Source organism: Amycolatopsis thailandensis (assembly GCF_042723255.1).
Lineage (GTDB): Bacteria > Actinomycetota > Actinomycetes > Mycobacteriales > Pseudonocardiaceae > Amycolatopsis > Amycolatopsis thailandensis.
In genome coordinates this window covers 54,837-71,009 of sequence record NZ_JBHXJK010000040.1, presented here as the reverse complement: position 1 = coordinate 71,009, position 16,173 = coordinate 54,837, and the positions used below count along the sequence as shown (strand labels likewise).

The 16,173-nt window shown below is 68.4% G+C and carries 12 protein-coding genes; 7 read left to right on the top strand and 5 right to left on the bottom strand.

What is annotated here, in order from left to right:
• Nucleotides 1–76: 76 nt before the first annotated feature.
• On the bottom strand, nucleotides 77–2,809 hold the full coding sequence (locus ACFWMR_RS18190) for a M36 family metallopeptidase (protein ID WP_378379186.1): 2,733 nt from the start codon (nucleotides 2,807–2,809) through the stop codon (nucleotides 77–79).
• Between the two features lie 204 nt (nucleotides 2,810–3,013).
• Here ACFWMR_RS18190 and ACFWMR_RS18185 point away from each other — a divergent pair, with 204 nt between their 5' ends.
• Genes ACFWMR_RS18185 through ACFWMR_RS18170 form a run of 4 tightly spaced genes read left to right on the top strand, consistent with a single transcriptional unit; the run spans nucleotide 3,014 to nucleotide 9,929 of the window.
• Nucleotides 3,014–3,910 (top strand): RNA polymerase sigma-70 factor, encoded by an 897-nt coding sequence (locus tag ACFWMR_RS18185; RefSeq protein WP_378379185.1) that lies wholly within the window; start codon nucleotides 3,014–3,016, stop codon nucleotides 3,908–3,910.
• Between the two features lie 31 nt (nucleotides 3,911–3,941).
• Complete coding sequence (locus tag ACFWMR_RS18180) at nucleotides 3,942–4,700, top strand: SDR family oxidoreductase (RefSeq protein WP_378379184.1); 759 nt, start codon at nucleotides 3,942–3,944, stop codon at nucleotides 4,698–4,700.
• 55 nt (nucleotides 4,701–4,755) lie between these two features.
• Nucleotides 4,756–7,839: a GH92 family glycosyl hydrolase gene (locus ACFWMR_RS18175; protein ID WP_378379183.1), complete on the top strand. Its 3,084-nt coding sequence runs from the start codon at nucleotides 4,756–4,758 to the stop codon at nucleotides 7,837–7,839.
• Nucleotides 7,836–9,929, top strand: a complete 2,094-nt coding sequence (locus ACFWMR_RS18170) for an FUSC family protein (protein WP_378379182.1) — start codon at nucleotides 7,836–7,838, stop codon at nucleotides 9,927–9,929. Before ACFWMR_RS18175 ends, ACFWMR_RS18170 begins: the two co-directional genes overlap by 4 nt.
• A 44-nt stretch (nucleotides 9,930–9,973) precedes the next feature.
• Here ACFWMR_RS18170 and ACFWMR_RS18165 read toward each other — a convergent pair whose 3' ends face one another.
• The 3 genes from ACFWMR_RS18165 to ACFWMR_RS18155 form a co-directional block, all read right to left on the bottom strand.
• Nucleotides 9,974–10,618 (bottom strand): DUF4360 domain-containing protein, encoded by a 645-nt coding sequence (locus tag ACFWMR_RS18165; RefSeq protein WP_093938797.1) that lies wholly within the window; start codon nucleotides 10,616–10,618, stop codon nucleotides 9,974–9,976.
• 277 nt (nucleotides 10,619–10,895) lie between these two features.
• Nucleotides 10,896–11,537: a DUF4360 domain-containing protein gene (locus ACFWMR_RS18160; RefSeq protein WP_378379181.1), complete on the bottom strand. Its 642-nt coding sequence runs from the start codon at nucleotides 11,535–11,537 to the stop codon at nucleotides 10,896–10,898.
• A gap of 256 nt (nucleotides 11,538–11,793) precedes the next feature.
• Complete coding sequence (locus tag ACFWMR_RS18155) at nucleotides 11,794–12,657, bottom strand: LLM class F420-dependent oxidoreductase (protein ID WP_378379180.1); 864 nt, start codon at nucleotides 12,655–12,657, stop codon at nucleotides 11,794–11,796.
• 146 nt (nucleotides 12,658–12,803) lie between these two features.
• On the opposite strand from ACFWMR_RS18155, the gene ACFWMR_RS18150 reads away from it, so the two are divergent.
• Both ACFWMR_RS18150 and ACFWMR_RS18145 read left to right on the top strand, forming a co-directional pair.
• Nucleotides 12,804–13,292: a MarR family winged helix-turn-helix transcriptional regulator gene (locus ACFWMR_RS18150; RefSeq protein ID WP_378379179.1), complete on the top strand. Its 489-nt coding sequence runs from the start codon at nucleotides 12,804–12,806 to the stop codon at nucleotides 13,290–13,292.
• Nucleotides 13,293–13,336: 44 nt separating this feature from the next.
• Complete coding sequence (locus ACFWMR_RS18145) at nucleotides 13,337–14,326, top strand: malate dehydrogenase (protein ID WP_378276997.1); 990 nt, start codon at nucleotides 13,337–13,339, stop codon at nucleotides 14,324–14,326.
• 13 nt (nucleotides 14,327–14,339) lie between these two features.
• Here the strand turns inward: ACFWMR_RS18145 and ACFWMR_RS18140 are convergent, their stop codons facing one another.
• On the bottom strand, nucleotides 14,340–14,723 hold the full coding sequence (locus tag ACFWMR_RS18140; RefSeq protein ID WP_378379178.1) for a MerR family transcriptional regulator: 384 nt from the start codon (nucleotides 14,721–14,723) through the stop codon (nucleotides 14,340–14,342).
• Between the two features lie 53 nt (nucleotides 14,724–14,776).
• Between ACFWMR_RS18140 and ACFWMR_RS18135 the strand changes: the two genes are divergently transcribed.
• Complete coding sequence (locus ACFWMR_RS18135; RefSeq protein ID WP_378379177.1) at nucleotides 14,777–15,613, top strand: NAD(P)-dependent oxidoreductase; 837 nt, start codon at nucleotides 14,777–14,779, stop codon at nucleotides 15,611–15,613.
• Nucleotides 15,614–16,173 lie beyond the last annotated feature (560 nt).

Sequence of the window (16,173 nt, the reverse complement as noted above, 5' to 3'; positions counted from 1 at the left end):
CCTTCCTTGCGCCTAGCGCAAGGAAGGGGGCCTTCATGTACTGGGGACCGGACCGGAGCCGCCGGTGGCCGTTCGGTCAGGCGGGAGCGCCCCGAACCGCCATCTTCTGCACGTCCATGTAGAGGCAACCGGCCGTGGTCGGCTGCGGTGAGCAAGTCCGTTCCGGATAGAAGGACAGCTGGTTGGACGAAACGGTCAGCCGCACGAACCGCACCCCGGTCGCGCTGCCCGGCGCGAGCTGAAGCGCGGTGAGCTTGTTCAGGTCGGCGGGTTTGAAGTCGCCGGTGCCCGCCTTCACCCAGTTCGTGCCGTCCACCGAGGTCTCGACGGTGACGTCCTTGGCCGCGGCGGGCGGGTCGTCGCCGCAGACGTTGGACGGGTCGATCTCGATGGCGCTGACGTTGACCGGTTTGCCCAGCTTGATGGTCACGAACCGGGTCTCGATCGTGCCGTCGGGGCGGACGGCCTTGTCGGTCGACCAGCCGCCACCGCCCAGCACCGACGAGGCCGCCAGGTCACCGGGACCGCAGCCGTACGGGGTGTAGTCGACGCCGTTGAATCCGGCGACCGCGGCCCCGGCGGTACCGGCGGCCCAGTTGAACCGCAGTGACCAGTCGACCTTGGTGGTACCCGAGCGCACCGAGACCGCGCGGGTCTCGCTGTCCGCGCCGCCGCCGAAGGCGTAGACCTTCGGATAGGTGCCCGGGAGCACACCGGGGATGGTGTAGACGCCGGCGGCGTCGGTGACCGCGGCCAGCGACCCGGCGAAGCCGGAGTCGTGCCCGCCGAACCGGACGGCGACGCCCGCGATCGGGGCCCCGCCGTCGTGGTTGGTGACCTTGCCGGTCACGGTCCCGGTCGGGGTGCCCGCGGGCGGCGGGGTGGAGAAGTCCTCGGCCGGCTGGGTGTCGGCGCCGGTGATCGACGCGGCGAAGTAGCCCATGCCGCGGGCCGCGAAGGCCTTCCACAGTTTGGCGTGCGCGCGGCCGCCGTTGATCACCGTGTCGGCCTGCAGGATCGCGTTCCGCATGTCGAGGAAGGACGGCGACGCGGGCGAAAGCTCCATCGCGCGGGTGACCAGGGCGCGTGTCAGCGGCACCCCGAGCGCGGAGCGGACGTCCCACAGCGTGCTCGCCCAGATCTCACCGTCGGCGTGCACCTCCGGGCCACCGATGATCCGGCCGAGGTCGCCGTAGGTGTAGCCGCCGGGCCCGGCTCCGGGCGTGCCGGGGCACTGCGGCGCACCGGCGCCGACCGGACAGTCCAGCGGCTGGGTGCGGGCGAGGGGCACGCCGTTGCTGACGTAGTCGCCGCCGAGGAGCTCACCGGGCGCCGAGGTGTCCTTGATCGCGTTACGCCCGACGAGGTAGTCGAAGGCGTACCAGTCACTCCACGCCTCCCCCATCGCGCCGGACTGGAAGGTGTTGAGCGTCGAGTTGCCCTGCGCGTCGACGACGAGCCGGTTGGACAGGCCGTGCGTGTACTCGTGGTGGATGATCGTGGCGTCGTCGGCGGAGTTCGCGGCGAGGAACGGATCGCTGGGATCCCGGGGGTCGTGGAACAGGAACATCCCCATCGTCGGTGCCTGACCGTCCGGCGGGGTGCCCATGAACGCGTTGTCGTAGTAGCCCGGCGTCTGGGCGCCGAGCAGGGTGTGGACCTGGACGGCGTCGCCGTCGACCTTCTCGAAGTTGCCTGCCTCTCGGGTGAACCCAATCGGGAAGGAGGCCAGATGGTCGTGGAAGCTTCCGACGTAGGCCAGCGCCTGCACGGCGTTCTGTTCCCGGTTCTTCGCCCACGAGCCCGGTGTCTTCGGGTCCCAGGAGCACGGCCTCGCCGCGGAACACGGCGGGCCGACGACGGCGTTGAAGTCGGTGAACTTGTACCGGTAGGTGCCGTCGGTGTTCGGCCCGATCTCTTCCTGCGGCTGGAACTTCTGGTCGCCGTTGACGTCGGCGGCGACGTGCGCGACGTTGCCGTCCAAGGTCTTGGCGTCGGCGGGCAGCCAGCCCTTCTGGGTCAGGTTGACCTGCTTCTGCGGGCCGGGCTGTGCCTCCCAGGCGAGCCCCCTGGCGCCGTCGGCGTCGTTCGCGTGGTTGACCAGGTTCTTGCGGTACAGGAGTTTCCCGGTCCCCGCGTCGGTCACTTCCTGGAACATCTTGTCCACGGCGGGTTTGGTCAGCCGGTACCAGGCGGGGCGGATCCCGTCGGGGGTGAGGAAGGCGACCTGCCTGGCGTCCGGGGCGGGTGCGGCCAAGGCACTCGCGCCGAGCGACGCGGGGAGGCCGCGCACGGGTGAGCCGTCCAGCTGGATCAGCCTGCCGTCCTTGGTGACGTGCGCCTTCAGCCCGTTGCCGAAGACCGGGACGCCGCCGACGGCCTGGGTGAAGGACAGATGGTGCGTGCCTTCGACGTCGACGTAGTCCTTGCGCAGGTTCAGGTTCGCGGTGTCGCCGGCACTCAGGCCGACGAGCCCTTCCTGCTTGCGCAGGTAGTTCAGGACGATGTCACGAGGCGACTCGGCGCTCGGGCCGGTGAGGAATCCGTCGGTGCGGGCGAGGACGCGGGGGGTGCCGGTCAGCTCGTCGAAGTCGAGCAAGGCCTGGTTCCCGAGTTCCGCTCGCGCCTTGGCGACGGAGTTCGCCTGGGACGCCGAGAGCCGGTCCTGCGCGCCGAGGGCGTGCGGGCCGGTTCTCGCCGTGTCGCGGACATCGACGTCCTTTCCGGATCTGTCCGGTGTGGTGTGGACGGCGCCCGGTGCCGGTGCCGCGCCGGCTTGGGGCGCTGTGATCAGCGCTAACACTGTCATTGCGGTCACGGCGCACAACGAGGCACGCGAACGCGACGAACGTGACGTCACTCCAGACCCCTCTCTCGGTGGTGACGCAGACGTTCCCTTCGTACCGATACAGTCACTGTGGACGTCAGCGCCGATCAGGTACGACCATCCCGGTGAGCGGTACCCACGGCCTCGACCCGTCCACAGTGGACTCAGCGGTATTCGTAGGGGACGATGGACAGCGCCACGGAATTCGAGCAGCTGCGGCCCGTCATGTTCGGGCTCGCCTACCGCCTCCTCGGTTCGGCGGCGGAGGCGGAAGACGCCGTCCAGGACGCCTATCCGAAGTGGGCGGGCGCCGAGCGCGGGTCGATCGAGTCGCCGCGGGCGTGGCTGGCGAAAGTGGTCACCAATCTCTGCCTGAACCGGCTGACCTCGGCCAGGGCGCAGCGCGAACGGTATGTCGGGCCGTGGCTGCCCGAACCGGTCCTGACCTCGGACGACGCACTCGGCCCATTGGAGACGGCTGAGCAGCGGGATTCGGTGTCGCTGGCGATGCTGGTGCTGCTGGAACAGCTCGGCCCGGTCGAGCGGGCGGTGTTCGTGCTGAAGGAGGCTTTCGCCTACAGCCATCGGGAGATCGGCGCGATCCTCGACGTCTCCGAAGTCAACTCGCGCCAGTTGCACAGCCGCGCCCGGCGGGCCCTGGACCGTTCGGACGAGCGACGGGTTCCGGACCCGCGACAGCTTGCGAAGCTGGTCGAGAGCTTCCTGTCGGCGGCGCGGGACGGTGACCTGCCCGCGTTGGAGAACCTGCTGACCGCCGACGTCACGGCGTGGTCGGACGGCGGCGGCAAGGTCACCGCGGCCCGGCGTCCGGTGCACGGCGCGGCGAAGGTCGCCCGGCTGTACGCCGGGATGTTCGCCGGCGCCTCGCAGGTCTCGATCGGGATCGGCGAGGTCAACGGTGGTCCGGCGGTGATCGCGACGGCAGGCGACGCCTTGTTCGGCGTCCTCGGGTTCGAGGTGGTGGACGGCCGGATCGCCGGGCTCCGCGCGGTCGGGAATCCGGACAAACTCGCGTACCTCTCGCGGCAGCTGTCACGTTCCGGTTGGTCTGCCGGTTCTTGAGGGTGGAAACTCTCGTGAACGGAGGACCTGGGTGATGAAACCGATTCTGGTGACCGGCGGTACCGGCGACCTCGGCCGTGAGGTGGTGCGGCGGCTGGCGGCCGACGATCGGCCCGTCCGGATCATGAGCCGACGGCCGCATCCCTCGGACGTCGCCCACGAATGGGCGCGATGCGACCTGAAGACCGGTGACGGTCTCGCCGAGGCCGTCACCGGTGTCTCGGCGATCATCCACTGCGCGTCGACGCTGGGCCGCGGGGACGAACAGGTGACGCGGAACCTGGTCGAGGCGGCGCGGCGCGCGGGCAGCCCGCATCTGGTGTACATCTCGATCGTCGGCATCGAGGTGATCCGGTTCTTCTACTACAACGAGAAGCTGGCCTCGGAGAAGGTGATCGAGGAGTCCGGTCTGCCGTGGACGGTGCTGCGCGCGACGCAGTTCCACGAGCTCGTCGCGCGGGCGTCGGCGGCGCAGCGCCGGCTGCCGGTGACGTTCATGCCGTCCGGCTTCCGGTTCCAGCCGGTCAGCACCGGCGACGTCGCGGACCGGCTGGTCGCGCTGGCGTCCGGCGAGCCGGCGGGGCGGGTGCCGGACCTGGGCGGCCCCGAGGTGCGGACCGCCCGTGACCTGGCGGAGGCGTATCAGCGGTCGGTGGGGCGGCGGAAGCCGATCGTGTCGCTGTGGCTGCCGGGCAAGGCGTCCCGGGCGTTCCGGGCGGGCGGGAACCTGACGCCGGGGAACGCGACCGGTGTGGGCACCTTCGAGGAGTTCCTCTCCTCACGCGTTTAGTCCTCTGGATGCGGCACGACGAGCCGGGTTCACGCGTGCGAGTTACGGTGGCCTGGTGACGATCACCGGGTTCTTCTCCTCCTTCGAAACGGGTGATCCACAGCCGGTGGATCCGGCCTTGCGGGTCGGTACCGGACCGGGGTCGTCGCCGACGGCGAAGACGGGCGTCGGGTTCACCGGCGCGCGCGCTCTCCGCTACGAGAACACGCTGCGCGCGACGGTGTTCGAAGTGGACATCGAGGTCACCGGCCACACGGAACTGTCCTATGTGGTCTTCCCCGAGGCCGAACCCGACGCCGTGCCCGGCTACCGCAGCACCTTCGTGGCATTGGACGTCGAGTTCGACGACGGGACGGCCGCCGGTTTCAGCGCCGAAGAGCAGGGCTTGGACAAGACGCTGTACGTGGACCAGTGGAACCTGGTGCGCCGCGGACTGGCCGGGTTCGCCGGGCGGCGTATCGCCCGGATCGTCCTGGTCAGCGAGCCGCCGGACGGCGCGAGCGCGGGTTGGCTGGACGACGTCCGGATCACCGGGCGCACGGTCGAGATCCGCGAGCCGGTGGACCACGTCCGCACCACCCGCGGCACGCATTCCAGCGACAAGTTCTCGCGGGGAAACAACTTCCCCGCGACCGCCGTCCCGCACGGCTTCAACTTCTGGACCCCGGTGACCGACGCGGCCGTCACTAACTGGCTCTACAGCTATCACCGGCACAACGACGCCACGAACCGCCCGGCGTTGCAGGCGTTCGCGCTGTCGCACCAGCCGAGTCCATGGATGGGCGACCGGCACACCTTCCAGGTGACGCCGGGAATCGGCGAGGTCGAAGCGGACCGGTCTCGTCGCGCGCTCGCGTTCTCCCATGACGACGAGATCGACCGGCCACATCACTACGGTGTCCGGTTCGCCAACGGCATCACCACCGACATCGCCCCGGCGGATCACGCGGCGCTGTTCCGGTTCACCTTCCCGGGTGATCGTGGCTGGCTGCTGTTCGACAACGCCCGCAACCGGGGCGGGTTGCGGCTCGACGCGGCGAACGGCGTGGTCACCGGCCACACCTGGGTCCGCAGCAGGTTGTCGGCCGGGGCGCGGCGGATGTTCGTCCACGCCGAGTTCGACGTCCCGGCCGCACGCGGCGGGAAGATCCGCCGCCCGGCCTGGCGCACGGTGACCGGGTTCCTGGAGTTCGCGGCCGGCGAGGTGACGATGCGGATCGCGACGTCGCTGATCAGCCTCGCGCAGGCGAAGCGGAACCTCGACCTGGAGATCCCCGCCGGGACGAGCTTCGATCAGGTCCGCGGCCGGGCCCGCGCGCGGTGGGCGGAGATGCTGGACCGCGTCGAGATCGAAGGGGCGACCGAGGACCAGCGCACGACGTTCTACTCCAACCTCTACCGCCTGTTCCTTTATCCGAACTCCGCGCACGAGGACACGCCGAAGGGCGTCCGCCACGCGAGCCCGGTCATCCGCCGCCTCTGGCCCAGCACACGCACCAGGACCGGCGCGAAAGTGGTCGACGGCGAGATGTACGTCAACAACGGATTCTGGGACACCTACCGCACCACGTGGCCGGCCTACGCCCTGCTCACCCCCGGCCGGTGCGGTCGGATGATCGACGGGTTCGTCCGCCAGTACCGCGAAGGCGGCTGGATCTCGCGCTGGTCCTCCCCCGGCTACGCCAACCTCATGACCGGCACCAGTTCCGACGTGGCGTTCGCCGACGCGTACCTCAAGGGCGTGCGCGGTTTCGACGTCGAGGCGGCCTACGAGGCAGGGCTGAAGAACGCGACGGTGACGCCTCGCGGGCAGAGCGTCGGCCGGAAGGGCTTGCACGAGTCGATCTTCCTCGGGTTCACGCCCACCTCGGTCCACGAGGGACTGTCGTGGGCGCTGGAGGGTTGCGTCAACGACTTCGGCCTGGCCAATCTCGCCGATGCACTCGGCCGTCACGACGACGCCGCATACTTCCGGCAGCGCTCGCAGCAGTACGCGAACCACTTCGACCCGCTGATCGGGTTCTTCCAGGGTCGCAACCGTGACGGCAGCCGCCACTTCGCGGCCGCGGGTTACGACCCCGAGGCGTGGGGCGGCGACTTCACCGAGACGAACTCCTGGAACACCGCCTTCTCCGTCCCGCACGACGGCGCCGGGCTGGCCGCGCTGCACGGCGGCACCGGAGCGCTGGAGTCCAAACTGGACACGTTCTTCGCGACACCGGAGACCGGCCGCAAACCGGGCTCGTACGGCGGGCTGATCCACGAGATGACCGAGGCCCGCGACGTCCGGATGGGACAGTACGGTCATTCCAACCAGCCGTCGCACCACATCCCGTGGATCTACAACCTCGCCGGCGCGCCCTCCAAAACCCAGCGGATCGTGCGGGAGGTCCTGCGGCGGCTCTACGTCGGAAGCGACCTCGGCCAGGGCTACCCGGGCGACGAGGACAACGGCGAGATGTCCGCCTGGTACGTCTTCGGCGCGCTCGGGTTCTACCCGCTGACGATGGGCAGCCCCGAGTACTCGATCGGCTCGCCGCTGTTCACGAAGGCGACCGTCCATCTGGAGAATGGGAAAGACCTCGTCGTCGAAGCGACCGGCAACTCGGAGACGGCCGTCTACGTCCAAGGGTTGACGATCGACGGAAAGCCGCACGAGAGCACCACGCTCGCGCATTCGGCGCTGGCCGAAGGGGCGGTGCTGACGTTCACGATGGGTGAGCAACCGTCGGACTGGGGCCGCTCCCCCGCCGAGCCCGTCGCCCCGTGTCCGCTCACGGACATCACGACGGGCGCCGGTGCCCTGTTCGACGACACCACCAAGACCGAGGTCACCTTCCCCGACCGTGAACCCGTCATCGATTTCCCCGTCGATGACACGTCTCGTGAGGTCGTGATGTACACGCTGACCTCGGGAAGCCGCCGGGGCGATCCGCGTTCGTGGGTGCTGGAGGGGTCCGACGACGGCGAGCGCTGGACGCTGCTGGACCAGCGAGAGGGCGAGGCGTTCCGCTGGCGCCGTCAGACCCGGCCGTTCGCCCTCGCCGAGCCGGCGCGGCACGCCCGATACCGTCTTCGCATCACCTCGTCCACCGCCCGGCGGGTCACCCTCGCCCAAGGAGAGCTGCTCGCCCGATGATCTCCCGCATCACCCAGGCCACGACCGATCGTCTGGTCGCCTCCGATCCCGGCCTGGTCCGGCTCCGGCTCGCCTTCTCGGCCGTGCTCAGCATCGTCGTCGCCGTCCTGGCCATCCTGCCGTTCCACCAGCCGCTCACGGTCACTCTCGTCGCCGCGATCGCCGCCATGACCTCCGCCTTCACCGTCAACGACGAGACCCCGGGGAAGCAAGCGGTGACGCTGCTGCTCGGGCTGATACTCGGCGCGGCGTCGCTCACCGCGGCCAGCGTGGGTTCGGCCGTACCGCCGTTGGACAGCGTCGTGTTCGTGCTCTTGATCTTCGTCGCCGTCTACGCCCAGCGGTTCGGTTCGCGCGGGATCGCGCTGGGGTCGCTGTCGTTCTTCTTGTTCTTCTTCGCGATGTTCCTCCAGACGCATCTGAAGCAGGTCCCGGCACTGCTGCTGGCGCTGACGATCGGCATCGCGGCCAACGCGGTGGTCCGGTTCGTCCTGGTACGCAGGCACACCGACGCGGAGTTCCTCCGGATCCGGCGGGCGTTCCGGGCACGGCTCGCCGCCGTGGTGCGCGCGGCGGAAGACCACCTCGCGGTGGGCGGCAGCGAGCGCACCCGCAAGCGGCTCCGCACGACGAACTCCCGCATGCACGAGTCGGTGCTGCTCATCGAGGACACCGCGCCCGAGGTGACCGGCGCGGACTCCGCGAACCGGCTCCGCCGCCGCGCGATCGAGGTCGAGCTGGCCGTGCAGTGGCTGACGATCACCGTGCAGCGCACCTGTGCCGAGGATCTCGACGAGGACGTCCGGGACGATCTGATCGCGCGGATGCGGCGGTTCCGGTCCCTGATCGAGCGGGATCCGCGAGAGCTGCCGCTGATCAGCGAGACCGAAGAGTTCAGCAAGATGCTGGTGGAAGGCAGTCGGATCGACGAGCACGCCGCACCCGGCGACGGTGTCCGTCGCGCGCTCGCCGAACTCGCGCTGGCCGATGTGCGGGCGCAGCGGGTCGCCGAGCACGACGTCTCCGCAGTCCTCGACGCCGCCGACGATCCCGAGGATCCCGAGGAGAAGTCGTCGGCGTTCGCCTACGACAACCAGACGCGCAGCGCCATCCAGGCCGTGGTCGGCGGCGGGCTCGCCGTGCTCGGCGGGGAGCTGGTGTCGAGCCAGCGGTGGTACTGGGCGGTGCTGACGGTGTTCGTGGTGTTCATCGGCTCGTCGACCGCGGGGGCGACGTTCGTCAAGGGTGTCCGCCGGCTCGGCGGGACCCTCATCGGGATCGTGGGCGGGCTGGCGCTGGCCCTGCTGGTGTCGGGCAGCGCGCCGGCGACGCTGGCACTGATCCTGGTGTGCGTTTTCGGCATGGTCTACATGGCGCGGGTGTCGCAGGTGATCATGGCGTTCTTCATCACCAGCATGCTCGGGTTGCTCTACAGCCTGCTGGGGACGTTCAGTATCGAGGTGCTGTGGATCCGGGTCGCGGAGACCGCGGTGGGCGCGGCGGCCGGGGTACTGGCGGCGGTGGTGATCGTGCCGGTGCGCACGCGTGCGGTGATGCTGGACGACGTCTCGGCGTTGCTGGACGAACTGGACGAGTTCGTGGAGAAGACCGCGGGCCTGTTGTCGGGTGCGGAAAACGTGAGCGTCATCGAGAAGTCGCGTGATCTGGACCGGGCGGTGGACAAGGTCCGCACGACCATCGAGCCGCTCACCCATCCGGTGAATCTCAGCAGCCGTCGCGACTACGGCTGGCATGTGCTCACGACGGTGGAGACGATCGCCTTCCGCGCCCGGCATGTCGCCGCGCGGTCGCAGGCCGGGCTGCTGGTGAACGAGGCGGACCGGCTGCTGCTGTACACCGGGCGGATCCGCGCGAACATCGCGATGCTGGGGAAAGCGATCGGCGATCCCGGCGGTTCCGGACACGGGACGCTGGTCCGGGACGACGGGACGCCGGTGGCGGACCGGATCGACGATCCCCGGGCGAGGTCGGTGCTCACCAGTTTCGGGCATCTCGACGAGACGGTGATCGCGCTGGGCCGCTCGTTCGGGGTGGAGGCCACGGATCCGGCGCCGTCCGGGAAAGGGTGACGGCCTTCTCCGTCGAGGTTCGAAGAAGGCCGCCGCCTCAGGGATCAGTTCTTCGGTTTGGGACAGTTCTTCCAGGAGAAGTGGTAGGTGGTCTTGATCGAGCCGTCTGTCGAGTCCATCGTGACGAAACTGGTGGTCTTCTTCGGATCGGAAGTGCCGACCGCGGCCCGCAATTCCGTGTTGATGTTGAAGTTGCGGTCCTCACCGCAGGGCTTGTAGACGATGGCGCCGACCTCGATGTCGTCGGTGAACTGCCAGTTGTCTTCGAACGGGCCCTTGAGGTTGTGGGCCACGTAGGACGTCGGGGAATTGCCCTGGAAGTAGTAGTTCGCTCGTTCGACTCCGGTCGCTCCCGCGGCCAGGGACGCGAATCCGCGGTAATCGGTGCCCGCGATGCCGTAGGTGAATCCCTGTGGCACGTGGACATAAAGGTTGAGCTGACAGTTCTTGCGCAGATCGGTCGGTTTCGCGCCGATTCCGACCTGGGCGGTGTATTCGCTGTAGGTGACGGTGAACGCGGTGTTGTCCGGTGATACGGAAACAGCCGCGGTACCGGGTCTGCATCCGGTTCCGTTGACCGTCACCACGTCGATGACGATCTTGTCGGCCGGCAACGGGGGTGGCACCCAACCGCTCGGAGTGACGACCGAAGAGAAAAGCGTTACGGCAGCAACCAGCACGTTGAGCATGGGATCCTTCCCAAAGCTTCCACACGGCGGGGAACCGGGCAGGATTCGATGTCAGCGAGACGATCTTTTCCCGGCCCCCGACGATCGGGCGAAAGTGGTTTCGGTCACCTGACTCAGGGGTGACCGCGGAAAATGGGTCGTCGAGAAGACTCGCCGCCGCCGGACATGGCGACGACGAGCGGTGATGTCCTCGTACAGGGCGGCCAAGGCCCTGACCAGGGATGGGTGGGACGGCCTTCTTCCGGGCCGGGAAGCAGGCCGTCACCTGGGGACGATGTCAGGAGCCCGGGCAGACCTTCCACGAGAAGTGATATGTGGTCTTGAACGCGCCGTCGGTCGAATCCATCGTGATGAAACTGGTGGTCTTCTTCGGATCCGATGAACCCGCGCCGACCCGCAGTTCCGTGTTCACGTTGAGATTCCGGTCCTCCCCGCACGGCTTGTAGATGATGACGCCGCCTTCGGCCTCGTCACGGAATTGCCAGTTGTCCGAGATCGGCCCGTTGACGGGGTGACTCACCTGCGCTGTCGGCGAATTGCCCTGGAAGTAGTAATTCGCCCGCTGCAGCGCCTTGGCGCCCGATTCGAGATAGGCGAATCCTCGGTAATCCGCGCTGGCGATACCGTAGGTGAATCCCTGCGGCACGTGGATGTTGAGGTTGAGCTGGCAGTTCTTCCTGAAGTCGGTGGGCTTCGAGCCGACGCCGACCTGGGCGGTGTATTCGCTGTAGGTCACGGTGAAGGAAGTGTTGTCCCTGGCGACGGCGACCGCGGACGAACCCGGCGGACAGCCGGAACCGTTGACCGTGACCACGTCGATGACAACGCGGTCGGGCGGCGGTCCCGGGGGCGGCGCCAAGCTATTCGGTGTTATTATCGATGAGAAAAGTGATACGGCGGCAACCACTGCATTGAGCATGGGGTCCTTCCCAAAACTTCCACACGGGGGGCGGGGAACTGGGCGGACTCATGTTAGCGAAACGATCTCCACGATGCCGCCCGCCGATCGGACGAAACCGTCCCGGCAATCGGTTCATGAAATTATATTATGGTCTGTAACCGTTTTCCGGGCTCAACGGAAACGCCGCCGAACCCGGAAAACACCATTCGGTTCGCACGATATGGAAATTGTCTTCGCGGTTCGCGCGTTGACGATTCCGGGAAGACAGGCCGGTTCAGGCGGAGACCAGGCTCACGGCATCGCCGAGCGCCGCCACCGCCTCGGGCCGCCATGGGCCCGCGGTGATCACCACCACGTGGTCCAGTCCCCAGGACGCGAGCTCGGCACACCGGCGGGCGAAGTCCTCTGAGGACTCCCCCGGCGCCAGCCTGGTCGCGATGGTCTTCTCGATCTCCTCGACCGGCCGTCCGACGTCGGCGCAGTGCCGGGCGAGGACGTCCAGGTGCCCGCGGACGGTCTTGCCGCCATCGGGGACGTCGAAAAGATTGCACGCGTCGGCGTACTCGGCGACCAACCGCAGGGTCCGCTTCGGCCCGGTGCCGCCGATGAGCACACGCGGACGCCGCACCGGCAGCGGGTTGTTCACCGGCCGTTCCAGCCGGTAGTGCCGCCCGGTGAAGGCAGAGGTGTCGCCGTCCCACATCTGGCGCGCGATCAGGAGGGTTTCCTCCAGCCGCTCGAACCGTTCGGCGACCGGCGGCAGCGACAGTCCCATCGCGCGCGCCTCGTCTTCCTGGTAGCCGGCACCGATCCCCAGCCAGGCGCGGCCGCCGGAAAGCACGTCGAGCGTGGTGACTGCCTTCACCAGGAGAGCGGGCGCGCGGAAGGTGGCGGCGCTGACCATCGTGCCGAGCCTGATCCGGGACGTCGCCGAGGCGAGGAAACCCAGGGTCGTGTACGCCTCCAGCATTTCGGCGTCCGGGGTGCTGCCCGGCGCGACCTGCAGGAGATGGTCGGCCACCCACAGGGTGTCGAGGCCGGTCGCGTCGGCGACCCGGGCGATCTCGGTGAGGTTGTCGACCAGTCCGGCCTGTCCGCCAGGCCAGGAGAAGTCGGTGACGCTGACGCTGATTCTCACGGGTTCACATCCTTGTTTCGAGAGGCGGAGCAACTTGAGGACACCCGGCCCTCCCCGACGTCCCCCCAGTTCATTCGATGTCATAAACGTTAGATATCAAACGCTTCGGCGTCAAACCCTTAGATTGATGCGCTATGCTGGGTGGCGTGCAGAAACCGACCACGGCCCCCATCGGCGTCGTCCTCGCCAAGACCGCGAAGACCGTCGGGCGCGCCTTCGACCAGGCCCTGGCCGCCGACGGCGGCTCGCAGCCCGTGTGGCAGATCCTGATCACGCTCAAGACCCGGCGCGTGGCCAACCAACGGGAACTCGCGGCCGCCGTCGGCATCCAGGGCGCCACACTGACCCACCACCTGAACGCCATGGAGAGCGGCGGCCTGATCACCCGGCGACGCGACCCGGACAACCGGCGGGTACATGTAGTCGAACTCACCGACGAGGGTGAAACGGTCTTCCACCGGCTCGCGAAAGCGGCGATCGCACACGACAAACGCATCCGCACCGGATTCAGCGACGAAGAGATCACCACACTGGCGGGACTCCTGTCCCGGCTCGCCGCGAACGTGGCCGCGGACGGCATCGATCAAGAAAACAGTGACTGGACGCACCCGAACGGCGACTCGGGACAGGACTAGCATCGCGGTACAAAGTCGATGTCGCCTCAAGCTGGAGAACCGCAATGACCCAAGCCCCTGTCAACGTCACCGTCACCGGTGCGGCCGGCCAGATCGGCTACGCGCTGCTCTTCCGCATCGCGTCCGGTCAGCTGCTCGGCCCGGACACCCCGGTGAAGCTGCGGCTCCTGGAGATCCCGCAGGCGGTCAAGGCGGCTGAGGGCACCGCGATGGAACTCGAAGACGGCGCGTTCCCGCTGCTGTCGGGCATCGACATCTTCGACGACCCGAAGCAGGCCTTCGAGGGCGCGAACGTCGCCCTGCTGGTCGGCGCCCGCCCCCGTGCCAAGGGCATGGAGCGCGGCGACCTGCTCGAGGCCAACGGTGGCATCTTCAAGCCGCAGGGCGAGGCCATCAACGCCGGCGCGGCGAGCGACATCAAGGTCCTCGTGGTCGGCAACCCGGCCAACACCAACGCCCTCATCGCGCAGGCGCACGCGCCCGACGTCCCGGCCGACCGCTTCACCGCGATGACCCGCCTCGACCACAACCGCGCCCTCGCGCAGCTGTCGAAGAAGCTGGGCGTACCGGTGACCGAGCTGAAGAAGGTCGCGATCTGGGGCAACCACTCCGCGACCCAGTACCCCTCGATCGCGCACGCCGAGGTGTCCGGCAAGCCCGCGACCGAAGTCCTCACCGACCAGCAGTGGCTGGCCGACGACTTCATCCCGACCGTCGCCAAGCGCGGCGCGGCGATCATCGAAGCCCGCGGCCTGTCCTCCGCCGCGTCGGCCGCCTCCGCGGCGATCGACCACGTGTACACCTGGGTCAACGGCACCCCCGAGGGTGACTGGACCTCGGCGGCGGTCGTGTCCGACGGCTCCTACGGTGTCCCGGAAGGCCTGATCTCCTCGTTCCCGGTCACCGCCGCGAACGGCGAGTACAAGATCGTCCAGGGCCTGGAGATCGACGACTTCTCCCGCACCCGCATCGACGCCTCGGTCAACGAGCTGGCCGAAGAGCGCGACGCGGTGAAGAAGCTCGGCCTCATCTGAGTCTGAACCCGCTTCACGAAGGCGGCCGTGCCCCCCGGGACACGGCCGCCTTTTCGCTGCCGATGATCGTGTCGAGGTTCGCGCGAGTGGTCTCCAGCTCACCGATCGCCTCGTCGATCCGGCTCCGCTGCTGCCGCAACGCGTCGACCAGCTCCGGGCAATCAGGCGTCAGCCAGCCGTCCTCGTCGACGATGCAGGGCAGGATCTCCAGGATCTGCGCCGTGTTCAGCCCCGCCCCGAGAAGGATCCGGATCCGCCGCACCGCCGCCACATCGGCGTCGCCGTACACGCGATAACCGCTCGGCCGCCGCCGCGGGGTCAGCAGACCTTGCTCCTCGTAGTACCGCAGCGAACGCTCGCTGACACCGGTCCGCCGCGCGAGTTCCCCGATCCGCATCAGCACCCCCGGACTTGACTCTCACGTCAATGTCAAGGTTTAGCTTAGCCGCCATGACCACCGTGACCGTCCTCGGACTCGGCCCCATGGGACACGCCCTCGCCACCGCGTTCGCCGCCGCCGACCACCCAACCACCGTCTGGAATCGCACTCCTGGCAAGGAAAACGGCCTCACCGCCACCGTCGCAGCCACAGCTGCCGACGCGATCACCGCCAGCCCGCTCGTGATCGTCTGCGTGCGGGATTACGCCGTCGCACAGTCGATCCTCGACGCCGATGCGCTCAAGGGCCGCACCCTGGTGAACTTCAGCGGCGGCTCACCACGACAAGCCCGCGCGATGGCGCACTGGGCCACCGAGCACGGCATCGACTACCTCGACGGCGTCGTCATGGCGACGACCGACGCCATCGGCGGCCCGGACGCGGCCCTGTTCTTCAGCGGACCCGCCGACGTCTACGAAACACACCGGTCCACCCTCGCCGCGCTCGGCCGGAACACCCAGTACGTCGGGGACTCCCCCGGTCAGGCAGCCGCTTTCGACGCCTCCTTGCAGGACATGCTCTGGACCTCGATGAGCGGCGTGGTGCACATGTTCGCCCTGGCCAAAGCGGAGAACATCGAGGCCGCCGACATCGCCGGACACGCCAAAGCACTACTCGGGTTCTTCCCGGACATGATCGACCTGCTCGCCGGCCAGATCGACTCGGACCGCTATCCCGGCAACCACGGCGACCTCGACTCCACCGCGGCCACCATGGACCACATCCTCGACGCGATCCGCGCACAAGACCTCGACAACGGCGTCCTGTCCTCCGCCCGCGCCGAAGTGCAACGAGCCCTCGACGCCGGACACGGGGAAGACGGCTTCGGCAGGCTCGCCGCCCTCTAGGAACGGAACTGCTGTGCCGTGGGCCCGTACTGGCCCATCTTCCGGACTATCGACGTCCTCTCCACCGAGATCAACCTGATCGGCAACCTCGGGGTAGGTGTGACGGGGGAGGATTCCGGACGTTGAACGACCGGGAAACTTCCCCGCTCGGCTGTCGGCGAGGGCGTCTTGACCGAGGTTGATCAAGCCCAGTCGCCGGAGCACTGGTGACGATGTAGGAATCGGGACGTTGAACGCCCTAATTCCTACATCGTCGGCTCCCGGCACTCGCTGAATCGGCACTTTCGGACCGGTACCTGCTGACCCTCCACGCTCGGATCACGCAACCACCCGGCTTGCCGGAGGATCCCAGAACCCGAATCGCCACTCGCGGCCATCTGGACCGACCTGGCGGAGGAGGTGTCGGGATCGCGCTATTCCGGCGGCCGGGGGATGCAGAGGACTCACTGCGCCGTGGGGGGGGGTACGCGGGGAAAGGCTACGACAAAAGCGCAAGAAGGGGTGTGGCGGGCCGAGGCGCCGGCCCGGCGGCGGGCGGGGGGGGGGGGTGTTGAAGAAGC